This window comes from Blastomonas fulva (assembly GCF_003431825.1).
Taxonomy (GTDB): Bacteria; Pseudomonadota; Alphaproteobacteria; order Sphingomonadales; family Sphingomonadaceae; genus Blastomonas; species Blastomonas fulva.
The window spans coordinates 72,171-93,976 of record NZ_CP020084.1 but is presented as its reverse complement, the minus strand read 5'-3'; the positions used below and the strand labels follow the sequence as shown (position 1 = coordinate 93,976).

Below are 21,806 nucleotides of genomic sequence, written 5' to 3'. Positions count from 1 at the left end.
CGCGCCAACTTCTGCGCCTACCATAACAAGCAGTTTGGGAGGCGTCATGCTGAGAATTCTGATCGATACCTGCGTGTGGCTCGACATTGCCAAGGATTATCGCCACCTGAAAACTCTAGACGTGCTCGTCGACCTGATCCGCGATGGCGACGTCGAACTAGTCGTTCCTCAACAGACGCTGGACGAGTTCGAGCGTAACAAGGGCCGCTTGGTCAAAGAAGCCAGCCAAAGCATCAGCGCGGTCTTCAAGCGGGTCAGCGACGCCATTCGCGATCACGGCGGAGAGGAAGGCCGCGACACCTTGTTGAGGCAGTTGAGCGACATGGATTACCGCATCAGCAAACAAGGAGAATATGCCAATTTCAACATCGATCGCATTGAGAAGCTGCTGACCGACGGGGCAATTGTTCAGACTTCGGATGACGTGAAAATCAGGGCCGCGCAGCGCGCAATCGACAAGCTCTGCCCTTTTCACAAAAACAAGAACAGTATGGCAGATGCGGTCTTGTTGGAAATCTACCGCGACATGCTGGTTGGCAAGGGCGACGACGATCACCTTGCCTTCGTGACCCACAATAAGCACGACTTCTCGGACATGAACGCCGATCAGCGAGCGCCACATCCCGATATTGCCGAGCTATTTGCGGCAGACGGTTCCACATATGCCCTCGCTCTCGGGGAGGTGCTAAACGCTTATGCTCCCGATTGGATGGAAGACCTGAAGTGGGAGTTTGAGTATGAGGAAAAGCCACGCAGCTTGAGCGAGATATTGGAGGCGGAGCACCTCCTTTTCCGCCAAGTCTGGTACAACCGCCATCTCAATCTAATGTGTCGCGTGGAGAGTGGCGAGATCGAGATCGTGGACGAGTTGGGCAAGACCGAGAAGGGCCATTACCGTCAGGACCAGATTACGCGTGGCACTTTGGAGGCAGCCCTCGCCGCCGGTGAACAGGCCAGGAAGGAGATTGGCGAAGAAAACCTCGGGCCTTGGGACGATTTCGAATGGGGAATGCTCAACGGCAAGCTGAGCGCATTGCGCTGGGTCACCGGCAGCGAATGGGACTTCCTGGACACCTAGGAGCATATCCTACGATTTGGACGTGGGGCAAGGAGGGGGCCCGCTTCACGTCTCAGAACACTCGCTTCGGCGGGCGCTAACTGCTGCGCTGGCGTCGCGGAGTGGGGGTGGGCGTATATTTCGGGTAAGCGCGATTGGCAGAACGCTGACATGTGCACATTGTCGTGTTAGGATAATCGCGATTTCTTTAACACGTTGCGAGTGTCATGTTAGCGCCGACCTACATCATCCCACCACTTCCTCCGGGCGTCGACCTCGAAACCGTGCCCATCCTCAAGGCACTCAATGCCGCAAGTCGGGCTCTTGCCGACCTCAAGGGGCAGGCGCGCACAATCCCCAATCAGGGGATCCTCATCGACACGCTTGCCCTTCAGGAAGCGAAGGCATCGTCCGAAGTCGAAAACATCGTCACCACCCAGGACGAGCTTTTTCAGGCCGACCTCTTTCCTGATGACCCGCAATCACCTGCCTCGAAGGAAGTGGCGCTCTACCGCGATGCCCTCCGGCTCGGCTATGCCCGAATTCTGGAGACCGGGGGCCTGATCCCTAATTCCGTTCTCATCGATATGTTCAGACTGCTGAAGGGGCGCGACGACGGGTTTCGGGTGACGCCCGGCACTGCCCTGAAACATGACCGAACCGGGGCAATCGTTTATGTTCCGCCACAAGATGCGCGGGACATCGTCGAGCAAATGACCGCGCTCGAGCGTTTTGTGAACGACGATACCGTGAGCGACCTCGATCCCCTGATCAAGATGGCGCTGATCCATCATCAGTTCGAAAGCATACACCCCTTCCCCGACGGGAACGGGCGCATTGGCCGCATCCTGAACGTCCTATACCTGACGCGCACTGGTCTGCTCGACATCCCTGTCCTCTACCTTTCCCGTCACGTCACCCGGCACAAAGCCGACTATTACCGCCTGCTTCAGGCTGTGCGTGACAGCGCCGGGGCGCAGGAGGCATGGGAGGCTTGGGTGATCTATATGCTCGAGGGCGTCGCCGAGACGGCGGCCACCACGCTCCGCATCGTGGAAGGGATCCGCGACCAAATGGCCAGGGCCAAACACAGGATGCGTGCCGAGCTACCGCGGCTTTACAGTCAGGAGCTGCTCAACAACCTCTTCCGGCACCCCTACACACGCATCGAGTACGTCCAGCGGGATCTTGGTCTGAGGGCCCGACAGACCGCCGCCAAGTACCTCGATGCACTGGCAGAGCAGGGGTTCGTGGTGAAGCAGCGCGCCGGCAAGCACAACTACTACATTAATACTGAGCTGGTCCGGCTATTCCTGGAAGTGTCGGAAGCGGCGTAACAGGCCCAAGGCCGATGTCAGCTTTGCGCCCCAATTTTGGTCACTGGCCAAGAGACGAGGGTTCGCCAACTTCCGCAGGTTGCTCTCAGGAAGTTGGCAATCCAACGCGCACGTGAACGGCCAGACATTTGGTCACTTCATGACCGTATTCCAGTCGATCGTGTAACCGGCAGCCGAAAGTTCGCGCGCCAGCTCCTGCTTCCAGCCATTGCTTTCATCCATGACGGTCCAAACCACTCCGGCGAAGTCACTGGGGATATTGACCTTGCCACGCTGGAAGGCACACACGCGGTCGCGGCCCAGCTTGCCGATAAAATAGCCCAGCTCAAGAAGGACGTTCTGCCTGGCGCGGGGTTCCGGGGTCTCTCCCTTCTTGCAGCCCTCATCGTCCGGGGTCAGCAGAACGACGGCAAATCCGACATCGCTATTGGCCTCCACCTTCTCGATCACGGTGCGGCCGCGATTGGCCTGCTCATGCAGGATGATCGGGGCGAACCCGATTTTCTCCAAATAGCGCGCAACCGTCTCGCGCGCCTCGCCGTCATGGCCGTGGACGATAAACACTTTGTTGTTGTGTGACGAAGGGAGCGCCAGCGCCGGGGCAGAGCTGCCGTGACTCATGACATAGGCCTTATAATCTCGGACGAAGGGAATGATGACTTGGGACGTAACGGCGCGTACATCGCCGATGATCTTGCGGCCCGTATTATAAAAGGTGTGCCCGAAACTCGCCATGTCGTGCGGCTTTTCTGCAAATCGCTCGATGAGCAGCAGGGTCAGGCCCAGCACTTTCTCAGGTTCCAACGGCCAAGCCAGCTTGTCACCGCCAACCCTGCCGCCACGCGGTGCATTTTCATCGAGGAATGCGTCGAGGTCCAGTCCGACGGTCAACTGCTCGTTATAAGGCACCAACTCCGGGCTCTTCAGCAAACGCGCCAGCGTCTTCAGCGGACGGTCGTAGCTCTGATACTGGGCACCCTGAAGATCGAGAACCGCATTATTGATTTGTTCAAACAGGTCGGGACCGGTGCTCATTGGTCGCTATCGCCCTCCATACGGGCCTGCGCGGCACGTTCAATAATCGCGTCGCGATAACGCTCCTTCATACCTTCCATCATCTGCACGACAATGGGATTGGAAGCGTAGTCTCCGAGGCGCTCGTCGATCATGGCTTCCATCTGGGCGATGGCCGCCTCTATGCTGCCCGGATCGTTGGGTTTGAAATTGACGGCACCTAGTTCGCCGTCGATCTCGGCGAAGGCTTTCTGGGCATCGTCGAGCGTGCGGGTAAATTTGTCGAGACCAGTGATCTTAACCATGGGGTGCTCCTTGGATGAGCCTGCAGTATCCTACGCCCATGGCCGGACGAACGGATATGTCAGGGGACCCCTGCGAGGCGGGATCGTGGATAGATTGCTGTTGCAGGAAAACCTCGCAAATCCCGCGCACAGCGCTACATAGTCGGACATAGGACGTGGCGGCGTCATCCTGCCCTTATGGAAGGGGCCGATGCTTCTGGCCGAAGCGCCACGTCCTACGCCCTAACAGGCTGCGGTGGACCGCAGCCCTCAAACCTTACGTCGATGCCCGGCGATGCTTGGGCAGGGCAACCGCCTTACGGCGCTTCTGGTTCTCCTGCTTCATCTCGGTGAATTCAGGCTCCAGCTCCTTCAAACGCTTCACCAGACCAGAGAGGTCGTATTCGTTGCTGGTCTTGCCGCGCCCAGGCCGGGTGCGCTCGATGCGCTGAACAAGGCCCGCACTTTCCAGCTCAGCGATCTGCCGCTGCACCTGCCGCTCGCTCATGCCCATGCGCTCAGCCAGCAGCTGCTTTTTCGGCCAAGGCCGCTGCGCGACGTCCCACCAAATGTCGGCCAGGTGCATGATGATATTGAACTGCACCGGGTTGATGCCAAGCCGTGCCTGCGCCTGCATGAGCAGCGACGGCACAATACAGAAGCCGAGGTCCATGACCGGCTTGCCGTATTTCTTCTCCGATGCCTTACGCGTGTCCGCCTTTGGTTTGATCGGCACGACCTTCGTGGGCTTGATAGATGAAACGATTTTGACCATGTTGCGTTACCTCGTTGAGCACAATATGCGTCGATGTTCGGCTACTTGCAACGGATGCCGACCGGACTTCTATGTCCGATCGCGCATAGACGCCAGTGTCCGGTTCTGACAGGTCGCCCGCGTCCGATGAATCAGGACAGCCGGGTAAACTGCACATCGGCAGAAGGGCATACGAACATAGCACTCTAGGCAGACCGGTCGCAGATGACCGGTCGGTCGAGGCAATTCCAGTGCCACGTGAGCTCAGCATTTGAATCAGCACCGCGAACGGTAGCTAGATCCCAAAGTCTGTCATCCAGACCCGTCAACAGTCCAACTTTACCTACGATCGCTTCCCCTGCCCCTCCGCCTGCAACTCCAGCACGCGCTTGGCTGAGGCACGAAGCTCACCGTCCGGGCTGACATAGCGGTACGCAGTTGCCTTCGAGATGCCGTACTCTGCGACGAAATCGACGACGACTTTCTCGCGCTTGCGCATGGCCCTCTGGAGCAGGCGGATCTTCTTTGGGCTAAGCTCGTGTGGGCGGCCGCAGTGCTTGCCCCTTGCCTGTGCCGAGGCGATGCCAGCCCTCGTACGCTCGACAATCAGCTCGCGCTCGAATTCGGCGAGCGCGGCGCCTATCCCGAACATGAGGCGGCTGCTGGCTGTGGTGGTGTCGATCATCGCCCCCTCTCCGGTGAGGACTTTGAGACCGATGCCGCGGGCGGTCAGCTCCCCGACGGTGTTGACCAGATGGCAAAGGCTGCGGCCGAGCCGGTCGAGCTTCCAGATCACCAGCGTGTCCCCGGGCGCCAATGCGGCGAGGCATGCATCCAGCCCCGGCCTGCTGTCGCGGGCACCCGAGATGCTGTCCTGATAGATCCGCTTGGGATCAACGCCTTCAGCGATCAGCGCATCGTGCTGCAGGTGATGGACCTGACTGCCATCGGCCTTGGATACGCGGGTGTAGCCGATCATTGAGACGTTCTCGGGCATGCAGGCCCTCCTTCCTGAGCCAGTCCGGCCTTCTCATGCCAAGAGAGCGCACAAATGTGCCGGGCTTCAAGCCGAGCCGAAGCGGCAGGTACGCATGCAGCTGGTTCTACTATAAAATCAGGCAAGACGTCTTCCGTCTCAAATCCCTCGCCTTGCACGCTGCGACAGACGATCACCGTGTTGGCAAAATCGCCTCAATTCAATGGTTCAAAGACCTTTGGTACCCATTGATACGGTCTTGACACCGAGCACGTAGCAATGCGACCGAACTAGTGGTCGAAGCGAGAACCTAATGGCAAACTACGACGACGCCCTGAGAGTAATGGAAGCGGTCGCTAAGTACCGTGAGGACGATAGTTTGCCCGACGACCCGCACGAAATCGACCGCCTCTGCGAGCGTCTGTTCTCGGACGACGGGTTTGACGAAGTGGCCATCGAGTGGAAACGCATTTCGAAATACGAACGTGAGGTACACGGAGGCGATTGGCCAAAGGCCGATTGATGAGAAATGCTGCCATGCTACTATTCCTGCATGGCCAAACGGATTGATCTCTACCAGGAAGCGTCCAAGCGCATGGCAATCAGCCAGGACGCTCGCATGGAGCGCATTCGGCGCTGCAGCATCAGTTCCAAATTCGGATATGAGAGCGCTGACCCGGCGTCGCTTGCCGCGATCGTGGAAATGGACGCAGACTGGGGTGCCGCTGCATTTGCGGAACTGCGGAGTACCGGTTTCATCAAGACGGACTGGGCCCGTTTCAAATGGTACCAGCCCAGCGGCAAGGAACTCGATGATAAAATAGCCGAGCTAGCGGCAATCGAAGCTGCGGCAATCATTAGGCTGTCGTCCATGGACTGCGCGCCGGCGCTACCTGCTATCCGCGCCTTGGCTGAGAACTTCCTCGAAGAAGCGGATGGAGGGGACACGATTGCGACGAGCCTTGCTCATAACAGGATGATGCTGGCGATCGTCAGCGCCACCGGCGAGCTTCGCCTCATGGAAGATTACGTCAAACACGCCAGTGTGGCGGTCGCCTATGCAGTTGCGGCTCGACTTGAGGCTGCCGACCTCGAGGGCATGAAACGTTCAGCTAATGTCATTGTGGACCTCATCGGGACGACCGAACCGCGAGACTGCGCAGCCGAAGCTGTCGCCATGCGGCTCCACCCGAGAGAGCCCGTGAACGCGCGAGGCATCCCACTCAGCGAAGCGGCAAGGCTGCCTGACCGATCTCCTCCAGAGGCTCGATAATCGGCGTGAGTGTACGGGAGCTGCCCGCATAGGTTGGATAGCCCGCGATGTTGTCCTCGATCGTCTGGAATCCATTCTGGCGGTCATTGACCGGATAGATGCCCTCGCCCATCTTTTCGATAAGCGTTTGCAGCGAAGGGGCGATGCCATCGAAGAATATCCGGCTAGCCGCGCGAACGCCCGCAAGGTCGCCTGACCTCGCTGCATCAAGGAACCGGTCGCTTGCCTCAACCAGAAACCCTGTGCGGACAGCATAAGAGTCTGCCATCCAAAGGAGGCGGAAGAACGCCTGGGGGATGAACTGCGAAACCAGGTTGGCCAAGGTACTTTCCTTGCCACCCAGGACGATATGGGTGAGCCACATTGCACCGAGAAAGAAGTCCTCATGGTTCACAGGGACGTTTCGAATGCGTTCGTCAATGAATGCCGCGAGAGGGCCAAGAGTTCCACCCCCGGACTGCGCCAATCGGACTGCCCCGATCTCGACGATGGCGCCCAACGAAAGGCGCCATTCCTCAACTTGGCTCTGCGAGAATGTTGAGATGACATAGGACGTGCCCGAGCGGGTAAGATAGCCACCAACCTTCAAGGCGACCAGCAGTCTGCGCGCCCTGTTGATATGAAGCCCATAGTGCGCAGCCATGTCCGGGGCAGAGTACGGTGCTCCAGCCTTGAGCTCGCCAAATAGAATGCGCTCTCGAAGATCGAGATATGTCGCGTCAGTCTTCGATAACATGCTCTCAACGGCTCGCTTGAATTCGGCGTAACCGCTCCCCTTCTGGTATGATTCCGGCAGCCAGCGCAATCGCGCATACAAATCGAATCGGCAATCGACTCCTAACCCCTCGCAGCGTTGAACCTATGATTGTCTTTCTGGCGTAAAAACGCTACGGAAAGGCTAGGAGAACGGCGATGGGATTCCTAGACCCGCATGGCAACGATGGACCGATAGAGCACTACTACAGAACGGGTGACCCATCTCGCGGTTACCCGCCCAGTGACCATCTTACCCGCGTCGGTGAGTTGGACGCATCGACCGGCCCTCTGAATCATGGCGGATACGCAACACGCACCAGTTCAATCATTGCCCTGCTGCTGTCGGTTGGCTTTCTCGTGGTCGCTTATTTCAGCTGGTAACCTTGTGGAATGTTGCAACAGTCAGACGATCAACGCTGATCCTTGTCATAGAAGCGTTGATTGAAGCGTTCGTCGGCACCGCCCTCACCTTTCCGGTCCTGCTGAAATTCCTGACGGCGCTGGCCAGATCGGGTGACATTGGTCTCATAGCGCTGACCCAGAGTCTGACCACCTTCATCGATTCGATCGCTGATCGCGCTGTCTGTCGCCCCCTCGGCGAGATTGCGTGGTGATCCGACTGAGCGGCGAGGCCCCTGTCCTCGTAAGTCTGTCTCCGTAAATGCGCCTGGGCCCGAGACATTGCCAACGAGCGAACCGGGCTGCGGTATCAGATCATTGAATGGTGCCACGCGCTGATCATAGTAATCGGCGATGATGGCCCGCGCGACCACTTCAGCAGTCGCCTGCTCCTGGGGGCTGAGATCTGTGCGTGCCAGACTCGGTGCCGTCAGCCCCAGTTCAGCCGCCTTTTCCTGGTACCGGCTTGCGATAATCTGGCTGAGGTCAAAGGAGAGATTGGACCCATAGCCATCCCTGCTCGAAGTGTTGCTACTGAGGGATTTCGAGACCTCATCGATCGCCGCAATGCGCTGATCAATCCGCCGAACCTCCTCAAGCGCTTGCTCGCGTGAGAAGGCCGCCTCCGAGTACCCCTCGCTCCGGCTGAAATTGCCGCTCTGCGCATAGCTGCCGCTGTCCTGCGTCGCGTTGGATCCATTCGACCGATTATCCGATGTAGAGGAATCGAAGCCTTGGCTCTGATTGGCTTCAGTTCCTCGGCTTACGGTGTCAAATCTCGACCGTCCGCCGCTAATGCCGGTTTGGACATTGCCTCCAATGGCACCATTTACACCACTGCCGCCCTCACCATTGGCAGCGCGATTGCCGCCTCGTCCCGCTGAACCACCAACGCTAAGCGAGCCACCTTTGGTTGTTTCGAGACGATCAGTATTGCTTTGCTGGGCTCCCTGCGAGGAACTCACACGATCGCTCTCCGAGACCGTGTCGCGTGCATCAAGCGACTGGTTGTCAAACCGCTGCAGGTTCTCGCCCGACCGGAACCCTGCAGAACTCTCGGAACCACTGGAATTGCGGGTGCCGGTCGTTTGCCGGCTCGAAGTCCGATCAGCCAACGATAGCGCGCGGGAACGCTCTTCGCTCAGCGTATTGCGTGCAGTTTCCAGTTCGGACAGCGTCTGCTGGCGCTCAGCATTCGCGAATTGGCTGACAGAGGATGCAAACGCGAGGCGGCTCATCGCAGGTGAGGTATCGTAAACCGTCGACCCATCTGATGTTGTTCGGGTGATCGCGGCATTCGCACCTACGCTCGACATGATCGGCGCGCCCCCCGAGAAAGACGGCGCCGTGTTCCACTGGTCAGACTGCCGGTTGGAGCTCGAGAGGTTCATGTAGCTCTCGTTGCCGTAGGCATAATTCCCGGTCGTGCGCTCCACCGCGGCAGCCTCGGCCGCAGACTGGGCAGGCGCCAACATCGACGTTGCCTGAGACGAAACCGCCATCGCGCCTTTGGCCATGCCTGCCGCCAGAAACGGGATCGACATCATGAGGAAGCCTGCAATCGTTGCCGTATCCGTGTTGACGGCATCGATGCCGGCCATCCCGGCCATCGTTACCCCGCCCGGCGAGGTCGCGTTCATCGCATCAGCGGTCCGGTCCATGATGAACATGTGCAGGACCACGTAGAGCGGTCCCCAGGCGGCCAGGTAGAAGAAGCCGGTAAAGTATCCTTTCAACGCAGGCGTGCCGCTGCGCGGCATGAGGAAGAGCGGGAAGATCACCGGGAACATCGCGTAAAAGACAACCGTCAGCACGATGTTGAGCAGCGGGACCCAGGTCATGGCCTGCTCCGCTATCGACGTATAGGTGTTGCGCGCCTGCTCCTCTGCACGCAGGACAGCAAAGGTGTCACCATCGGCCGCGCCGAGGTTGGCGCGCGCCTGCAGGAAGGCGTTGACGAGCGAGCGCTGTTGAAAAATCTGCTGGGCGGACTGTGAACTGCCATGGAAATGGTTGGCGACAATCGGAAGGTCCGCAATCAGCTTCGAGCGCGCGAGCGCTGGGGTTAACCCTGGGAAAATCTTACGACCTTCTTCCTCGAGTGCCGTGTCGGAATAGGTCGTAACGCCGGTGGCGATCGCCGTATAACCGGCCTGACACGTGACGATGGTAGGAGCACCGCTTTCGGGGATGAACTTCATCCCCCGCGCAGGCGATCCCGGCCCCATCTCCGTCAGAATATCGTTGGAGTTCGCGATCGTGTCGAAGGATTTGAAGCCGAGCAGAATGTCATAGAAGAGGCACTGCTTCATGTACTCTTCAAGATTGGCGCTGATGCGGGGATCGCGGATCCGGAAGTCCTGGGTGCGATCCCAAAGGCGCGCGCCATAGATCATGCCGTTGCTCGACATCTGCAGCGAACCCGGCATCACGAAAACCGTCTCAGCCGTGCGCGTGAGCCAATCGCCAGCGGTCGAACTGACCGAGGCTATCATTGCCAGCCCCAGAGGGACGTTTGCGACCGTAGCGGGTGCCAGGGAGGGATTGAGGCGGTCGGTTACCCTCACCGTCATCGTAGGTACGATGAGGGCGCCATACATGAGCGTCGCCCCCAGAAACCAGTTGAACCAGGCACGCCAATCGAGGCTGAACGCCACCACCAGGAGCGTGTAGATCAGGCCCATGACCATCACGACGCGCAGCAGCGAGCGAAACCCCCCTCCCCCTGTCCAGGCGGATACCGCATTGAAGACATTGACGATGTATTCGCCCCCGCCGATCGTGAAGATCTCCACCATGGCACGCGGTCCTTACTGGATGCCCTGACGCGAAAGCGACGTGCTGAATGACAGCGCGGCCGACATCTGCGGCGACAAATTGTTCCTGAGCGTGCCCTCAAGAAACACCGCGCGCTGAACCACATGCTGGGTCCGGTCGAGGCGCAGCTTCATGCCTTGAGAGTATGTGTCGAGGACCTGTCGCACCGAATTGATCTGATCGCGCCACTGCGAAAGAGCTTCTTCATTGGCGTTCTGGAAGGTCCCTACCCCGCGCGAGGCATAGCCATAATATTGCTGCGCAAGCGCATCGAGGAGATCCATAGCCACGATTTCGGCGAGGTCATTCATGTCGTTGCTGGTCATGCCGCCAAGGGTTGCGGCAGCGTTGACCGTCATGATCTTGTAGAGCGGTATCGTGGTCGCCCCGAGCAAACCGATCTCGTCACTTGTGAGCGCGGCATTGCTTCGAACCTTCGCGTTCATGCTCTCGATCATCGCCCGGACCCTGGGTTTCAACGCCTGCGATGACGAAATCGACATGGCCTGCGTGGTCGGGTTGAGGCACTTGTCGTTGGTATCGCAGTTCAGCATCGTGACCGAGCTGGTGCCGTCCAGAAGCGCGGTCAGAAGGGCGCGGTCGCCCTGCCCCACGAACTGGAACCCGCGTTTGCCACTGGCATCGCCATCCTGGTAGAAGATCACCGTTCCGACGAAGGTCATGAGGTACTCACGAAACTCAGTCGAGAAACTGGGGTAGCTTTGCTTGAGCATCTCCCAGGTGAAGTTGTAACTCTGTGCAGGAATGTCGGGATCGCTGTTGGCCGCGATCGTCGAGGCTCGCTGCCCCCCGGTCCCGCATTCATGGCGGCTCTTGGCCCAATCGGAGAACAGCCCCTGGCTGTTGCCAACCGACTTGCAAATCTCCGAGGACATCCGATCGGACTTGCCCCACAAGCCGCCGACCAGATTCTGCGCCACCTCGCAGCTGTTCATGTTGAACTGGTTCATCTGCTGAACCTTCTGTGCCATCTCCTCGATGGTCGAGGCGATCTGAGGGCTGATCGACTTGATCGCGAGCTGGAAGGCAAAGCCCAGCGCGTTGTTGGCCGTCGCTTTCAGCATCGCCACGATCTCATCGGTGTTGATGAAGGAAAAGCTGCCGGAGAAGACGTCGATGCCTCCGCACCCAGCCTTGACCCCGGGCAGCTGGAGATTGACCGGGTTCACGTTCTTTTGCGGAAAGCGGGTCCAGATGTTGCCCCCCGAGTAATAGCCTGCCGACTGGCCCTGATAGGCGACGGGGCCGGTGGCATTGGCGGCGGCGCCCATATCGTCAAAGAAGCTATTGAGCTCCGAGCCGACATTGGCACTGACGGGGGCAGCAGCGAAACTCGCTGCGGCAAGCACGGCAAGGGCCGTCCCCGACGAGCGGAAGAGGCGGGCGGCAACGCCGCGCTTGGTCTGGCGTGCCATCAGTAGTCACTCCCGGGCTCGATCTGGGTGAGGTAGAAAATGCGCTGCATCACATCGTCGGCTGCCATCACGCCGTAGCCGATCGGAATTGGCTTGCGTGTCTGGGTGTCGAAAAGGACCAGGGCCGGCACAGCTCCACCTTGCAGACCCATGCGCTGGTACTGGCCGCTATCGACGACATAATTGGGGAACGCTTCGTTGGGCCCGCCATCCATCGAGACCGCGAGCACCTCGAGCCCGTATGTGTCGGAAAGCGCCCGCATTACCGGCGAAAAGGTTCGGCAAGCCGAGCAGGACGAGGAGTAGAAATAGAAGACCCCGTAGCGCTCGGTGAGCGCTGCCATTGAGCCTTCACGCTGGGCTTTGCGATCCTCTGCCCAGGTCTGTTTTGCCAGGGTTGAAACAGGCCGTTCGAGCGTATAGTCGAGATCGGGATTCTGCCAGATCGAGCGGCCCCACACATCCGCGAATGTCGAAGCACGGTCGAGCTGCTCACGCTGAAACCGGATGTAGCTGACGATGTTTTCGGACGTTGGCTCAAGAATGGCACGTGCCTTGAGCTCATCCAGCTGCGCCGTAATCTGAGCCATGCGCTCGGTCGCAGGAATGGCTGGCGATGCGGGCCTTGCCCTCTCGCGTGCCTTGCGCTTGGCTTCCTCCGAGTTGCAGTAAAACCAGCTCCCAAGCTTGCGCTCGTCGCAGTAGAACGCATCGCGATTGGCATCAGCCGGTGGCTGGGCGAGCAAGGGGACAGCCGCCGCCCCGAGGGCTGCCGCAAGGCTCAGGAGCGCTAATCTCGTCATGGGCATTTTCCTTTTTCAAGGTCGAGCATCTGCAAGAGGAAAGCAGTCTTGAAATAACCGCGGCCCCGGTCGATCATCCGGATCATCCCCCCGACAGGGTGGTGGTCGCCTCCACACCTGCTGGCGTGAGGCAGAAGTCGAAATCACCATCACTCATCCGAGTGATGGAGCCGCGATCAAGAAGACGCTTGATCGATGCTGCGAGTTCACCGACCGTCGCAGGCCGCAAGAACCAGTCTTTGATGAGCGCGAACATCTCGGTCTCGCTGCGCGCCAGATCACGACCAATGGCGACACTGACCGCGAGATCGAGCACCTGCGCGGGCGGAAACGGCTCGCTATGCGGGAAGGCAAGAATATCAGCACCGCTCATGGGTCAGGTCCCACCGTTCGTATTGTAATAGTTCTGAATTTTCTGCTGGATCTGGATCGACATATCGATCTCGTCAGGCAGCTTTGCCGCATCAACGAACTCGGCATACACTTCCCGAAAATCCATGCGGCTCAAGTCAAGCTGCTGGAACTGGGCGATCAGGAAGCCCTCGCAGTCAGGGCGCTGCGGCGTCCCCCACCGCATCCCAAGCTGGGCCTTGCCCTGTTCATTCAGAATACGGACGAGCTTACTGCCGTAGCAGCAGTATGACTGCTTGCGGGTCACGCAGACACCGAGCACGCGGGATGAGCAATAGGTCCCGATAAAGCGGCACAGGCCTGCATCATCCCGCTTGTCGACTTCACGGTCCTCGCGGTCGCACAGGAACGGCGTGAGAAGCGGCACGCCCTTGCCGCTGCAGCAGTTCGAAAGGCCAAAGACCTTGCGGGTGCAGCGCAAATGCTCGCCGCTGAAGATCTTCAGCCGATCAGGATCAAACCCGTCCCGCAGCTCGCCCATGACGTTCATGGCGACCATGGCGTCCTTGAACTCAGGTGATGCCTCGCGCTCGACCTGAGTGCATTCCCCATTGATGCAATAGAGATCCCCTGCACACACATAGGCGGGCGGCGGCTGCGATCCCGCGCCGGGAATGGCGCACTGATACCAGCGATCATGGACGTTGCAGGTCACACCATCTGCGTCAAAGCTCAGGCACTCGTCATGGCTGAACCTGCAATCGCCACGCGCCTCAAGGGCACCACAGTCATTGGCAGGAGCCACCCCTTCACACTGATAGGTACGCTGCCACTCCCAGCAGCTGCGCGTCACCGAAAGACCATTGACGACCCGCGTCTCTCCGGGCGCAGTGCAGACCTCGCTTGCAAGCGTGCAGGTGGCACCATTCGTGGCGCTCTGGCAGGCGGCCTCGTCGACGGTCTCGCCAATGATCCGCGAGGTGTTGCGTTCAATCCCGCCCGGTACGCCACCAAGCCGAGACGGGCATTGCCAGACCTGGCGGAAGATTGGCTCGCCTGGCTCAGAACACCACCTGCGACCGAATTCCTCTTGCACCCACTGCAGACATCTTTGCCCTACCCTAACGGTGCGCTCGAGCGTGCATGAGCTGGAGCCCTGCGCTTGGGCAAGCATCGGACACATCTCATTGCGATCAGCAAACTCTTCGGTTTCGCAAGAATACTCCCAGGTGCGCCGTCCCTCGGTCTGGATCTGCAACGACGCATTACAGCTGCGCGCCTCCGCAAAGGGCTGCGAGCCGGCATTGCAGCTTTCGAGATAAGTCGTGGTGCCCGTCCCTCCCGGAGGCAAGGGGTTGCAGGCTCCTGCTGCTCCTCCGGGCCCACCACCAGCGCCTAGATATGCGTCGGGGTCAGCTTCAATCAGGCGACCGGCAGACAGGTCGACAGTGTCGGAATCGAACCGGGTCCTGTAGGGATCGACGATCACGCGGTACTCATCGCGATACCGCTGCGCTTCTCCCGCCGCCGTCAGCCCGACAGGATCGTCGACATAATCGCGCGAAGGAACATCAGTGCCCTGGAAGCCGGGGACGTTTGCCGCCGAACCATTGCCAAGAATGCCCGATGACGTGGTGTCACGGACACCCTTTGCGATTGCTTCGCCTTCTACCCTCGCATCACTGGCCGCCATCTGGGCGTGCGCAAGATGACCGCATGGCGCAAGCGCAAGGGAGACAGCAAGGATGCGCAGGCCATTCACCTTTTCCCCCTCAGATTGGCAAGAGCGAGACGGGCAACTGGCGCGCCCGGCCCGTTTGCCCCGGCGAAGGTCTCGAGCACATAAGCCACACTGGTATTGCCTGAGATGCGATCATGCGGCGGCGGCGCGGTCCCACAATCGAGCTGATCGCAGGGCTCGAAATCGGTCGCGAGAGCCACATAGGTGGGAACTCGGTCGACACCAAAGGATCGAAACAGCCGGGGATCGATTGCCACATTGCTTGCGCCAGACTGGTCGACAACCTTTCGGATACCACTGATGAAGGTCTGCCGATTTCCGGTGGAGAAGCCGCGGAAAACGACAACGCCGCCTGCCCTGGTCGTGTCAGCGATCATCTGTGCGAGCGCCTCTTCGGGCATCGACAGGCTCGCGAATGCCACGAACAGCGGCGCACCCTTCGGGCGAGCCATGCCGGCCTTGGCGCCAGCCACCATTTCGTCGAAGTCGACGGGGCCATCTTTCCCGGCGATCTGCGAGACATTGAGGCCGCCGGCTGCCTCATAGCCTTGCGCGACAACCGTCTGCGCCTCTTCGCCTTGGGTTTGCGCGTTGGCGGTAGCATAGTCGAAGAGCGCTTGGGCGTCGGCCTTGAATGTATCGGCCCGCGCCTCGATCGCTTTGGGATCAAAGTCCGTCAAATCCTGAGCGACGACGGCGGTCACACCAAGCAGCAGGCTGGCGGCGAGAGCGGGGAAGAGTCCTCTGCGATTCATTGGCGCGACCTCACAGCATGCAACAATTGCGTTTGCGCCAGAGGAGGAAGCCGACATCCTCGCCTTTGACGGGATAGACCTGCCCAGATTTGGGCAAGATCGTAGTCGCTCCAATCGGAGAACAGGCTTCGCGGCCACTCACCATGGGCGTCGGATTTACCTGCTGCATCCGGTACTGGCTCTTCTTGAGGATCGGCATGATGTACTTGGAACACAGCGCTTTCGATCCGCTGGTGCCCCAAGCGAGACCCTGACGGTGGAGCTTGTAGACCATGCGCTCAGCCGCGAGCCGCGATGACTGCTTGATGCCGATATTGGCTCCAACATTGCCGTTCATCGGATACATCGAACCCTGGCAACCAGAGCACCAGAACAGCTCATCCATAGGCAATCTTGCGCTGGCCGAGATGCAATCGGCTGAGCAGGCGGCCTGCGCGATGACTGAGGTGAAAAGCGCTGCCTCGGGATTGAGGAGAGATGCTAGCTCGTCGTCCTGCCAAAGCGGATCGATCTCGCTCATATAGGCAACGTCGAACGAGCTCGCCTCGAGACACAGGAAATCGGTCACCACTTCGAGCCAATACAGAAGCGGGTAGATGTAATAGTGCACGTGGTATTTGGCGGTGCGCTGAGACTGGCCCCCTAGCTGCGCGCCGTCCGAGGCGTAACCGTTACCGATCGGAAAACCGGGGTCGAGCTTGATCCCGCCAAGGTTCGGAAAGCACCAAGGCTTGGTCGAGACATCAATCAGCCGGACCGGTTCCCAGAACCCGATCGCAAGGCCGATGCGCGGCACCGGCGTGCCGCAGGCGCAGATCGGAAGATCCGGATTGTCGGTGTCGGCACGCGATGATGGCCAGATCTTGAGCGAGCCCAGCGACAAGGGGAACATGCAGCCCCAGCACACATCGGTCACCGGATTGACGAAACTGCCTGAGCACCGACCAGGCCCGCTGGGAAGACCCTGAGCCAGAACCGGGGGAGCCAGCACGGATGCCGCCATGAACAGGGACGCAAAACCCAGGAGGAGCGCAAGGAGCCTAGAGCGCATCGTCTCTCTCCCTCATCAGCCAGGCATCATCCGCCGCATTCTTGGCCCGGACCCAAAGGAACCCCTGAAGCAGGGCGAAGGTCGTAGCGCCTGCGAACAGTGCGACAGCAAATATGCCGGTAAGCGCCCGAAGTGCCCCGAACGAGACGACGAGGGCAGCGACCAGAAAGAGACCCGCCATCGTGCGCAAACGTGCCGCCTTGAGCGCGCGCGTTTCGGGTGCAGCAAGGGGAGCCGGAACCAGATTGCGCCAGGAGTTCATGCCCCCCTCCCCTTGCGCGCAATGGCTTGCTCAGTGACTATGAGGACGTCGCCGCGCTGCTCGACCAGCGCCGGGGTCCGGCGTATCCCGAAATAGCTGGTAAGACGGCCGTCCTGGTCAAAGTAGAACCGGCGTTGGTGAGCCTTCATCAGCTCGAACGGAGAGCCATCAACGAAGATGATCTTGGCGCGCGCATCGCCGCCGTGCTTCATCGCCCATTCGACTTCTGCCGGATCGTCACCATCAACGAAGAGAAGTTTCTTGCTAAGCGCAGCGGCGGTAAGCGGATTGACGCGCTGACCCGCCACAGCAATCAGGTTCCCCTTGTGATCACGGATGTCCTTGTCGATCCGGATCGACGGATCGAACTCCCAACTCCGGGTCTCTTCCGCAGGCGAAATCCCGGAGACCGGGACCGGGCGCATCACCCTCGCCTTCACCTTCTCGGCGAACTGACGATTCATCTGATCGAGTTTTCCAGTGGCAGCCGCATGGTCGAGCCGCGCCTTGATAACGCTCAGGAGATCTGGCTCAGCAATGGACCATGTCTGGCCTATTTGCCCGTGATCGACGCTTTGCCCCGACACTGCCCCGCCGCTCGAGGCGGTCGCTGACACCGCAAGTCCGCCAGCAACGAGGAAGGAGAAAGCGACCCTCACAGGATTGGCTGCCCGGTGCCGACAAGCCGGTCGCGGCACACAAAGCCGATATGCGCATAGCGGCTGTCGAACCCGTCCTTGTGCGGAGTGCCTGCAAAAATGCAGCCTTCCGGCACAACTCCAAGCGGGCCAGCGGCAAGAGGATCGCCTCGCTTCGTCATAGGTTTGATCGTCGCCACGCGCTTCCCGTTGACGTGCACATCATTGCCGATGCGCGTCACCGTGTCGCCTGGCAGACCAAGAGCGATCTTGGTGAAAGCCGCCGGCTTCGCCCCAAAATACTTGACCGTAATGGGATCATGACCGGGATGGAAAACCACATAGTCCCCGCGCACCGGAAAACGCCTGGCTTCGACCACGAACGCCCAGTTCGGGAGCGAGTCCGTCACGTTGATCATCAGCGCGTGGTTCTCGCTCCACTTCGAAGCTGCGCTGAGGGCACCTGCAACGAGACAGATAGCAGCGATCGCCATAAGCCTGCCGCCGGTCGAAAGGCGTCTGGTCCTGCCTGTCGTCGCAGGAGGCTCGCCGTCCGACAAAAGCCGAGCAAACCCCTTGCGCTGAGCCGAACGAAGGAACTGATCAGGGTTTGCCATCGCGCTGACGTCCCTGATTGGCAGCCATAAAGGCCTGCATCTCCTGTTCAACGCGGGCCGCCTGACCCTGAGGAGCAGCCCCCAGCGACTGGGAAGATTGCGCCTGCGCCGGTTGGGGACGCGGAACCTTTGCGTAAACGGCAGTCTTCACGCTCTGCGTAACGTCGGGAACTTCGCCCCCTACGATCGCCTCGTGAACGAGCACGACTTTCCCGGACTTCGACAGGCCGGAGACCGTCTCATCCAGCGCTGCCATGAAGACAGCGGTTTGCCGGGCGGCGGTCTGCTCGTCGGCATTCGAGCGTGCCTGTGCCTGGAGATACTCCCCGATGATGCCCTGCAGCTGAAGCTGGACGAATTCCTGCTGCCCTGACCCCTGTGCGGCAACACTCTTGGTGACCCAGGCCCCCCAGACAAAGGTCGTCGCAGCGCCAGCGAACAGGAGGATTTCGCGAGCCGACAGCGCGGCAAAGCGACCGCGAGGTTTGACCTGCGAGGCCTTTGCCGACGCGGGTGTGGCAGGCGCAGCCATATGGTCGAAAAGGTCCGTCATTGGTCATCTCCGGCTACAAAGAAGGCTGAAATCAGGCTCGCGCGGCGGAAGAAGGCGATCAGCACAAAGCCTGTGAGCATGACGCCGAAGCTGATGGCCGCGAACTGGCCGCGTCTCGAAGCGTCTGCTGCAACGAAGCGCGACGCGAGATTGTCCAGCTGGAGCATCAGGCCATCGAGAGTGAAGCCGCCAAGGACAAGGAAGAACAGGGTGGCGATGCCGAGGGTCGCAAGCGCGCTGGTGGCAAGCCAACCGCTGAGCCGAAGGGCGATAACGAGAAGATCCTGAGCGGCCTGCTTGCGGCGCGCTGCGGCCGAGCGGCGGGCCCTGGAACGGACCAAAGGACGAGAAGGCGTGCTCATTCCGCAGCCTCCCTCATCGGAAGTCCTTCAGGCTCTCGATGATCTTCAGGGAAAGCCACCGCCTCGATCGCTTCGGGCATCCGGTAGCCACGATGCACATAGTCCTCGATCTGAGCGAAGACATGCGGGCTCGATGAATAGAGCGTGCCTGAGAACCGGTCGAGGACGAGCCGAGCGACGCATTCGGTCTCTGGCCCCCGGATGAATATGTCCGAATAGTCGGTGCCATTGCGCTTCAGCGACCGAAGCAAAGCCTCGGTCATGTTGTCCATCTCGAAGCGGTCCGAATTGCGGAAATCCGAGATGGTCTCGCCCTTCTGCTGGAGGATGAGGAACCAGTCGGAGTTTTCGAGGGCGGCCCGCGAGCCTTCGGACTTGTAGTAATCGTGAATCGACTGCGTCGCGGTGATCAGCGCGCCGCCATATTTGCGGCAGGTGCGCGAATAGGTCTCGACGAAGTCGGCCATCGCCCCGCCCTTCAGCATCTGCCAGGCTTCATCGATGATCAGCGGTTTCGGGATCGCGCGGTCCATCCGGCGCATAACCTGCGAGGCAATGAACATGATCGAGGTCAACACGACACCGCGCAGCTCCACCCGGGTCGCAAGGTCCGAGAGCTCGAACACGGTAAGATCGGCCGACAGATCAAGGTTGGCATCGCCAAGGAAGAACTTCCCGTAGGTGCCCTTGGCCGCGAACGGCAGCAGCGAGGTCGCCAGATCATAGGCGAAGGGATGCTCGTGGCCCTTGAGGGCCTGCATCACGTGATCGATTGTGCCGTCCCGCCCATGGGTGTCCCACACAAGATTGACCGCCTGGTCGATAAGCCCGCGTTCGGTGTCATTGAGCCGGGTCTCGTTGCGCGCCATCTGCGACACGATGGATTTGAGCATCGCAAGGCAGTCGACCAGATAGTCGTCGTCCCCTTCGGCAAGGGTCTCGTCGATCATGCGAAACGGGTTGATCGAAATGCCCGAAGACAGCTTGAACTCGGTGAAGGTCCCGCCCAGCGCCTTGGCCATATGCTCGAAGCTGCGGCCGTCATCGATCACGATGGTCTTGGCTCCCACCCCTGCAAAACTTGCCGTGAGGTCCTGTAGGAGCACCGACTTGCCCGAGCCGGACTTGCCCGAGATCGCGACATTGTGGTTGCCGGCACTGTTCTGGAAGGGTGACCAGAATTGCGGCTGCCCCCGGCGTCCTATGAAGAGCAGGTGCGGGATGTTACCGCCGATGTATTCGCCCTGGATCGGCGCAATCGCGGCAAGGTTCGCCGAGCGCATGGTGCGCATGCGCTTCATCCGCTTGAGGTCGCTATCGAGCCCGTCAGCCAGCAGCAGCGGAAAGTGTGCCATGAAGGCGGGAAGCTGGATATGGGTCTCGTCAATCAGATCCCACCCGCTCGCCTTGTAGAGAGCCTTCAGCGTGCGCTCGCAGGGCTCGCCCCGGCCCTTCGGCGCAATGATCGTGACAGCGTAGTAGCAGGACACGAGCTTCTCGCCCTGCTTGACCCGGTCGGCCACGAACTGCCACTCAGCCGCTTCGGTACGCAACTTGGGCACAAGCTTCACGCCCTTGCCTTCCGCAAGCGAGCTTGTGCGCACGAACTTGTAGCCGGCCTTCGCTTCAGAAGACTCCTGGTTGGGGATCACCCCACAAGCCGTCTGCAAGACGGGACAAGGCAGAGAGAGCTTGGGGTTGAAGATGTCCCCAATCACCTTCTGGCTATCCCAGGGTGCCCAGCGATCCGGAAAATTGCGCACCGCCATGGTGCGCACATCGAAGCGCTCAGGCACGTAGTCCTTCAACTCGGGCACGCCATCGACTGATGAGCCGGTTGGCCGCAACGACTGTGCCTCAAGCACGAGGCGGTCACGCCCGACATGGGTGACGAGATCCCGCCTGATACATTGCTCATTGATGGGATCGAACCGGTTGTATCCCGGCACTTCATCGCCAGCGCCCGTGGACGGGGCGAGGATCTCATCGAAGAAGCGGATGAGGTCGGTCGGAGCGAATTCCTTGACCGGGACATCGATGGAATCGAGGGCAGAAATGATTCCCTCACGCATGGTCAGGAGGTCATCGGTCGAAAGGCCCGAACCATCACTTATCCCGACTGCCAGCAACACGCGAAAGCTCCGCACAAAGAACGGGCCATCGCTGGCAAGCGTGGACCATGCTCCATTGCGCAACTTGTCGACGCGGTGGCGGGCAAGCGTCTGGAAAACCCCCGAAGCCTTGTAGCGCGGCAACGCCCAGGTCTGCAGTTTCTCGGCAACGCGCGGGCTCGAATAGTTCGTGACCGAGAACTTCGTGCCGGGCAGAAGAATGTCGGAGAAGAGCGACCCGATCACGTCATTGACCCGGTCGTTTGCGCCGACAAGCGGGGCGAGCTCGATGATGAAACCCTTCGAGCGGACCTGATGAAAGATGCGCTTCTCCTCATCGAACGAGCGATATCCGAGAAAATGCGACAGCATTGGCACGCTGGCAGGCCGGGCGTTCTGCTCAGGCTTGCGAGCATCGCCGGTTACCAGATCGATGATGTTGGTGAGGGCCTGCAGCAT

Annotated in this window: 22 protein-coding genes; 4 read left to right on the top strand and 18 right to left on the bottom strand. The window is 60.0% G+C overall.

Going from position 1 to position 21,806, the window contains the following annotated elements:
* The first annotated feature begins 46 nt into the window (after positions 1-46).
* Entirely contained in the window at positions 47-1,078 is a 1,032-nt protein-coding gene (locus B5J99_RS19150; protein ID WP_117353759.1) for a PIN domain-containing protein, read from the top strand.
* Positions 1,079-1,284: 206 nt separating this feature from the next.
* Positions 1,285-2,394 (top strand): Fic family protein, encoded by a 1,110-nt coding sequence (locus tag B5J99_RS19145; RefSeq protein ID WP_117353758.1) that lies wholly within the window; start codon positions 1,285-1,287, stop codon positions 2,392-2,394.
* 132 nt (positions 2,395-2,526) lie between these two features.
* Here B5J99_RS19145 and B5J99_RS19140 read toward each other — a convergent pair whose 3' ends face one another.
* The 4 genes from B5J99_RS19140 to B5J99_RS19125 form a co-directional block, all read right to left on the bottom strand.
* Positions 2,527-3,429 carry a TIR domain-containing protein gene (locus B5J99_RS19140; RefSeq protein WP_117353756.1) on the bottom strand — a complete coding sequence of 301 codons (903 nt, stop codon included), beginning with the start codon at positions 3,427-3,429 and terminating at the stop codon, positions 2,527-2,529.
* Positions 3,426-3,713 carry a hypothetical protein gene (locus tag B5J99_RS19135; protein WP_117353754.1) on the bottom strand — a complete coding sequence of 96 codons (288 nt, stop codon included), beginning with the start codon at positions 3,711-3,713 and terminating at the stop codon, positions 3,426-3,428. Before B5J99_RS19135 ends, B5J99_RS19140 begins: the two co-directional genes overlap by 4 nt.
* Before the next feature lie 256 nt (positions 3,714-3,969).
* Complete coding sequence (locus B5J99_RS19130) at positions 3,970-4,467, bottom strand: helix-turn-helix domain-containing protein (protein WP_117353752.1); 498 nt, start codon at positions 4,465-4,467, stop codon at positions 3,970-3,972.
* A 322-nt stretch (positions 4,468-4,789) separates the two neighbouring features.
* Complete coding sequence (locus B5J99_RS19125; protein WP_117353750.1) at positions 4,790-5,443, bottom strand: recombinase family protein; 654 nt, start codon at positions 5,441-5,443, stop codon at positions 4,790-4,792.
* A gap of 292 nt (positions 5,444-5,735) precedes the next feature.
* Between B5J99_RS19125 and B5J99_RS19120 the strand changes: the two genes are divergently transcribed.
* Positions 5,736-5,945: a hypothetical protein gene (locus tag B5J99_RS19120; RefSeq protein WP_117353748.1), complete on the top strand. Its 210-nt coding sequence runs from the start codon at positions 5,736-5,738 to the stop codon at positions 5,943-5,945.
* 30 nt (positions 5,946-5,975) lie between these two features.
* Positions 5,976-6,695 (top strand): hypothetical protein, encoded by a 720-nt coding sequence (locus B5J99_RS19115; RefSeq protein WP_117353746.1) that lies wholly within the window; start codon positions 5,976-5,978, stop codon positions 6,693-6,695.
* Here B5J99_RS19115 and B5J99_RS19110 read toward each other — a convergent pair.
* The 14 genes from B5J99_RS19110 to traC form a co-directional block, all read right to left on the bottom strand.
* On the bottom strand, positions 6,646-7,431 hold the full coding sequence (locus B5J99_RS19110; protein WP_162892722.1) for a GntR family transcriptional regulator: 786 nt from the start codon (positions 7,429-7,431) through the stop codon (positions 6,646-6,648). The two genes, B5J99_RS19115 and B5J99_RS19110, sit on opposite strands and share 50 nt — an antisense overlap.
* A 430-nt stretch (positions 7,432-7,861) precedes the next feature.
* A complete protein-coding gene (locus B5J99_RS19105; protein ID WP_117353743.1) occupies positions 7,862-10,648 on the bottom strand; it encodes a conjugal transfer protein TraG N-terminal domain-containing protein in 2,787 nt (928 codons plus the stop codon).
* A gap of 12 nt (positions 10,649-10,660) precedes the next feature.
* Complete coding sequence (locus B5J99_RS19100; protein ID WP_117353741.1) at positions 10,661-12,103, bottom strand: conjugal transfer protein TraH; 1,443 nt, start codon at positions 12,101-12,103, stop codon at positions 10,661-10,663.
* On the bottom strand, positions 12,103-12,906 hold the full coding sequence (locus tag B5J99_RS19095; protein ID WP_117353739.1) for a conjugal transfer protein TraF: 804 nt from the start codon (positions 12,904-12,906) through the stop codon (positions 12,103-12,105). The genes B5J99_RS19100 and B5J99_RS19095 overlap by 1 nt, the downstream gene beginning before the upstream one ends.
* Positions 12,907-12,988: 82 nt before the next feature.
* Positions 12,989-13,279: a hypothetical protein gene (locus tag B5J99_RS19090; RefSeq protein ID WP_117353737.1), complete on the bottom strand. Its 291-nt coding sequence runs from the start codon at positions 13,277-13,279 to the stop codon at positions 12,989-12,991.
* A gap of 3 nt (positions 13,280-13,282) precedes the next feature.
* Positions 13,283-15,019: a conjugal transfer protein TraN gene (locus B5J99_RS19085; protein ID WP_117353735.1), complete on the bottom strand. Its 1,737-nt coding sequence runs from the start codon at positions 15,017-15,019 to the stop codon at positions 13,283-13,285.
* Positions 15,016-15,753, bottom strand: a complete 738-nt coding sequence (trbC, locus tag B5J99_RS19080; protein WP_117353733.1) for a type-F conjugative transfer system pilin assembly protein TrbC — start codon at positions 15,751-15,753, stop codon at positions 15,016-15,018. Before trbC ends, B5J99_RS19085 begins: the two co-directional genes overlap by 4 nt.
* 10 nt (positions 15,754-15,763) lie before the next feature.
* Entirely contained in the window at positions 15,764-16,804 is a 1,041-nt protein-coding gene (gene traU, locus B5J99_RS19075) for a conjugal transfer pilus assembly protein TraU (RefSeq protein WP_425456499.1), read from the bottom strand.
* Complete coding sequence (locus B5J99_RS19070) at positions 16,794-17,066, bottom strand: hypothetical protein (RefSeq protein WP_117353729.1); 273 nt, start codon at positions 17,064-17,066, stop codon at positions 16,794-16,796. The genes traU and B5J99_RS19070 overlap by 11 nt, the downstream gene beginning before the upstream one ends.
* On the bottom strand, positions 17,063-17,683 hold the full coding sequence (gene traW, locus B5J99_RS19065) for a type-F conjugative transfer system protein TraW (RefSeq protein WP_117353852.1): 621 nt from the start codon (positions 17,681-17,683) through the stop codon (positions 17,063-17,065). The genes B5J99_RS19070 and traW overlap by 4 nt, the downstream gene beginning before the upstream one ends.
* A gap of 38 nt (positions 17,684-17,721) precedes the next feature.
* Positions 17,722-18,198: a S26 family signal peptidase gene (locus B5J99_RS19060; RefSeq protein WP_211337930.1), complete on the bottom strand. Its 477-nt coding sequence runs from the start codon at positions 18,196-18,198 to the stop codon at positions 17,722-17,724.
* A 109-nt stretch (positions 18,199-18,307) separates the two neighbouring features.
* Positions 18,308-18,853, bottom strand: coding sequence for a TrbI F-type domain-containing protein (locus B5J99_RS19055; RefSeq protein WP_162892721.1), 546 nt, complete (start codon positions 18,851-18,853; stop codon positions 18,308-18,310).
* Positions 18,854-18,870: 17 nt separating this feature from the next.
* A complete protein-coding gene (locus B5J99_RS19050) occupies positions 18,871-19,236 on the bottom strand; it encodes a hypothetical protein (RefSeq protein ID WP_162892720.1) in 366 nt (121 codons plus the stop codon).
* On the bottom strand, positions 19,233-21,806 hold the full coding sequence (gene traC, locus B5J99_RS19045; RefSeq protein WP_117353721.1) for a type IV secretion system protein TraC: 2,574 nt from the start codon (positions 21,804-21,806) through the stop codon (positions 19,233-19,235). Before traC ends, B5J99_RS19050 begins: the two co-directional genes overlap by 4 nt.

Coding starts and splice junctions, on each gene's coding strand:
- B5J99_RS19150 (WP_117353759.1), top strand. CDS start 47: ATGCTGAGAATTCTGATCGATACCTGCGTGTGGCTCGACATTGCCAAG.
- B5J99_RS19145 (WP_117353758.1), top strand. CDS start 1,285: ATGTTAGCGCCGACCTACATCATCCCACCACTTCCTCCGGGCGTCGAC.
- B5J99_RS19140 (WP_117353756.1), bottom strand. CDS start 3,429: ATGAGCACCGGTCCCGACCTGTTTGAACAAATCAATAATGCGGTTCTC.
- B5J99_RS19135 (WP_117353754.1), bottom strand. CDS start 3,713: ATGGTTAAGATCACTGGTCTCGACAAATTTACCCGCACGCTCGACGAT.
- B5J99_RS19130 (WP_117353752.1), bottom strand. CDS start 4,467: ATGGTCAAAATCGTTTCATCTATCAAGCCCACGAAGGTCGTGCCGATC.
- B5J99_RS19125 (WP_117353750.1), bottom strand. CDS start 5,443: ATGCCCGAGAACGTCTCAATGATCGGCTACACCCGCGTATCCAAGGCC.
- B5J99_RS19120 (WP_117353748.1), top strand. CDS start 5,736: ATGGCAAACTACGACGACGCCCTGAGAGTAATGGAAGCGGTCGCTAAG.
- B5J99_RS19115 (WP_117353746.1), top strand. CDS start 5,976: ATGGCCAAACGGATTGATCTCTACCAGGAAGCGTCCAAGCGCATGGCA.
- B5J99_RS19110 (WP_162892722.1), bottom strand. CDS start 7,431: ATGTTATCGAAGACTGACGCGACATATCTCGATCTTCGAGAGCGCATT.
- B5J99_RS19105 (WP_117353743.1), bottom strand. CDS start 10,648: ATGGTGGAGATCTTCACGATCGGCGGGGGCGAATACATCGTCAATGTC.
- B5J99_RS19100 (WP_117353741.1), bottom strand. CDS start 12,103: ATGGCACGCCAGACCAAGCGCGGCGTTGCCGCCCGCCTCTTCCGCTCG.
- B5J99_RS19095 (WP_117353739.1), bottom strand. CDS start 12,906: ATGACGAGATTAGCGCTCCTGAGCCTTGCGGCAGCCCTCGGGGCGGCG.
- B5J99_RS19090 (WP_117353737.1), bottom strand. CDS start 13,279: ATGAGCGGTGCTGATATTCTTGCCTTCCCGCATAGCGAGCCGTTTCCG.
- trbC (WP_117353733.1), bottom strand. CDS start 15,753: ATGAATCGCAGAGGACTCTTCCCCGCTCTCGCCGCCAGCCTGCTGCTT.
- traU (WP_425456499.1), bottom strand. CDS start 16,804: ATGCGCTCTAGGCTCCTTGCGCTCCTCCTGGGTTTTGCGTCCCTGTTC.
- B5J99_RS19070 (WP_117353729.1), bottom strand. CDS start 17,066: ATGAACTCCTGGCGCAATCTGGTTCCGGCTCCCCTTGCTGCACCCGAA.
- B5J99_RS19060 (WP_211337930.1), bottom strand. CDS start 18,198: ATGGCGATCGCTGCTATCTGTCTCGTTGCAGGTGCCCTCAGCGCAGCT.
- B5J99_RS19055 (WP_162892721.1), bottom strand. CDS start 18,853: ATGGCTGCGCCTGCCACACCCGCGTCGGCAAAGGCCTCGCAGGTCAAA.
- B5J99_RS19050 (WP_162892720.1), bottom strand. CDS start 19,236: ATGAGCACGCCTTCTCGTCCTTTGGTCCGTTCCAGGGCCCGCCGCTCG.
- traC (WP_117353721.1), bottom strand. CDS start 21,806: ATGCTGCAGGCCCTCACCAACATCATCGATCTGGTAACCGGCGATGCT.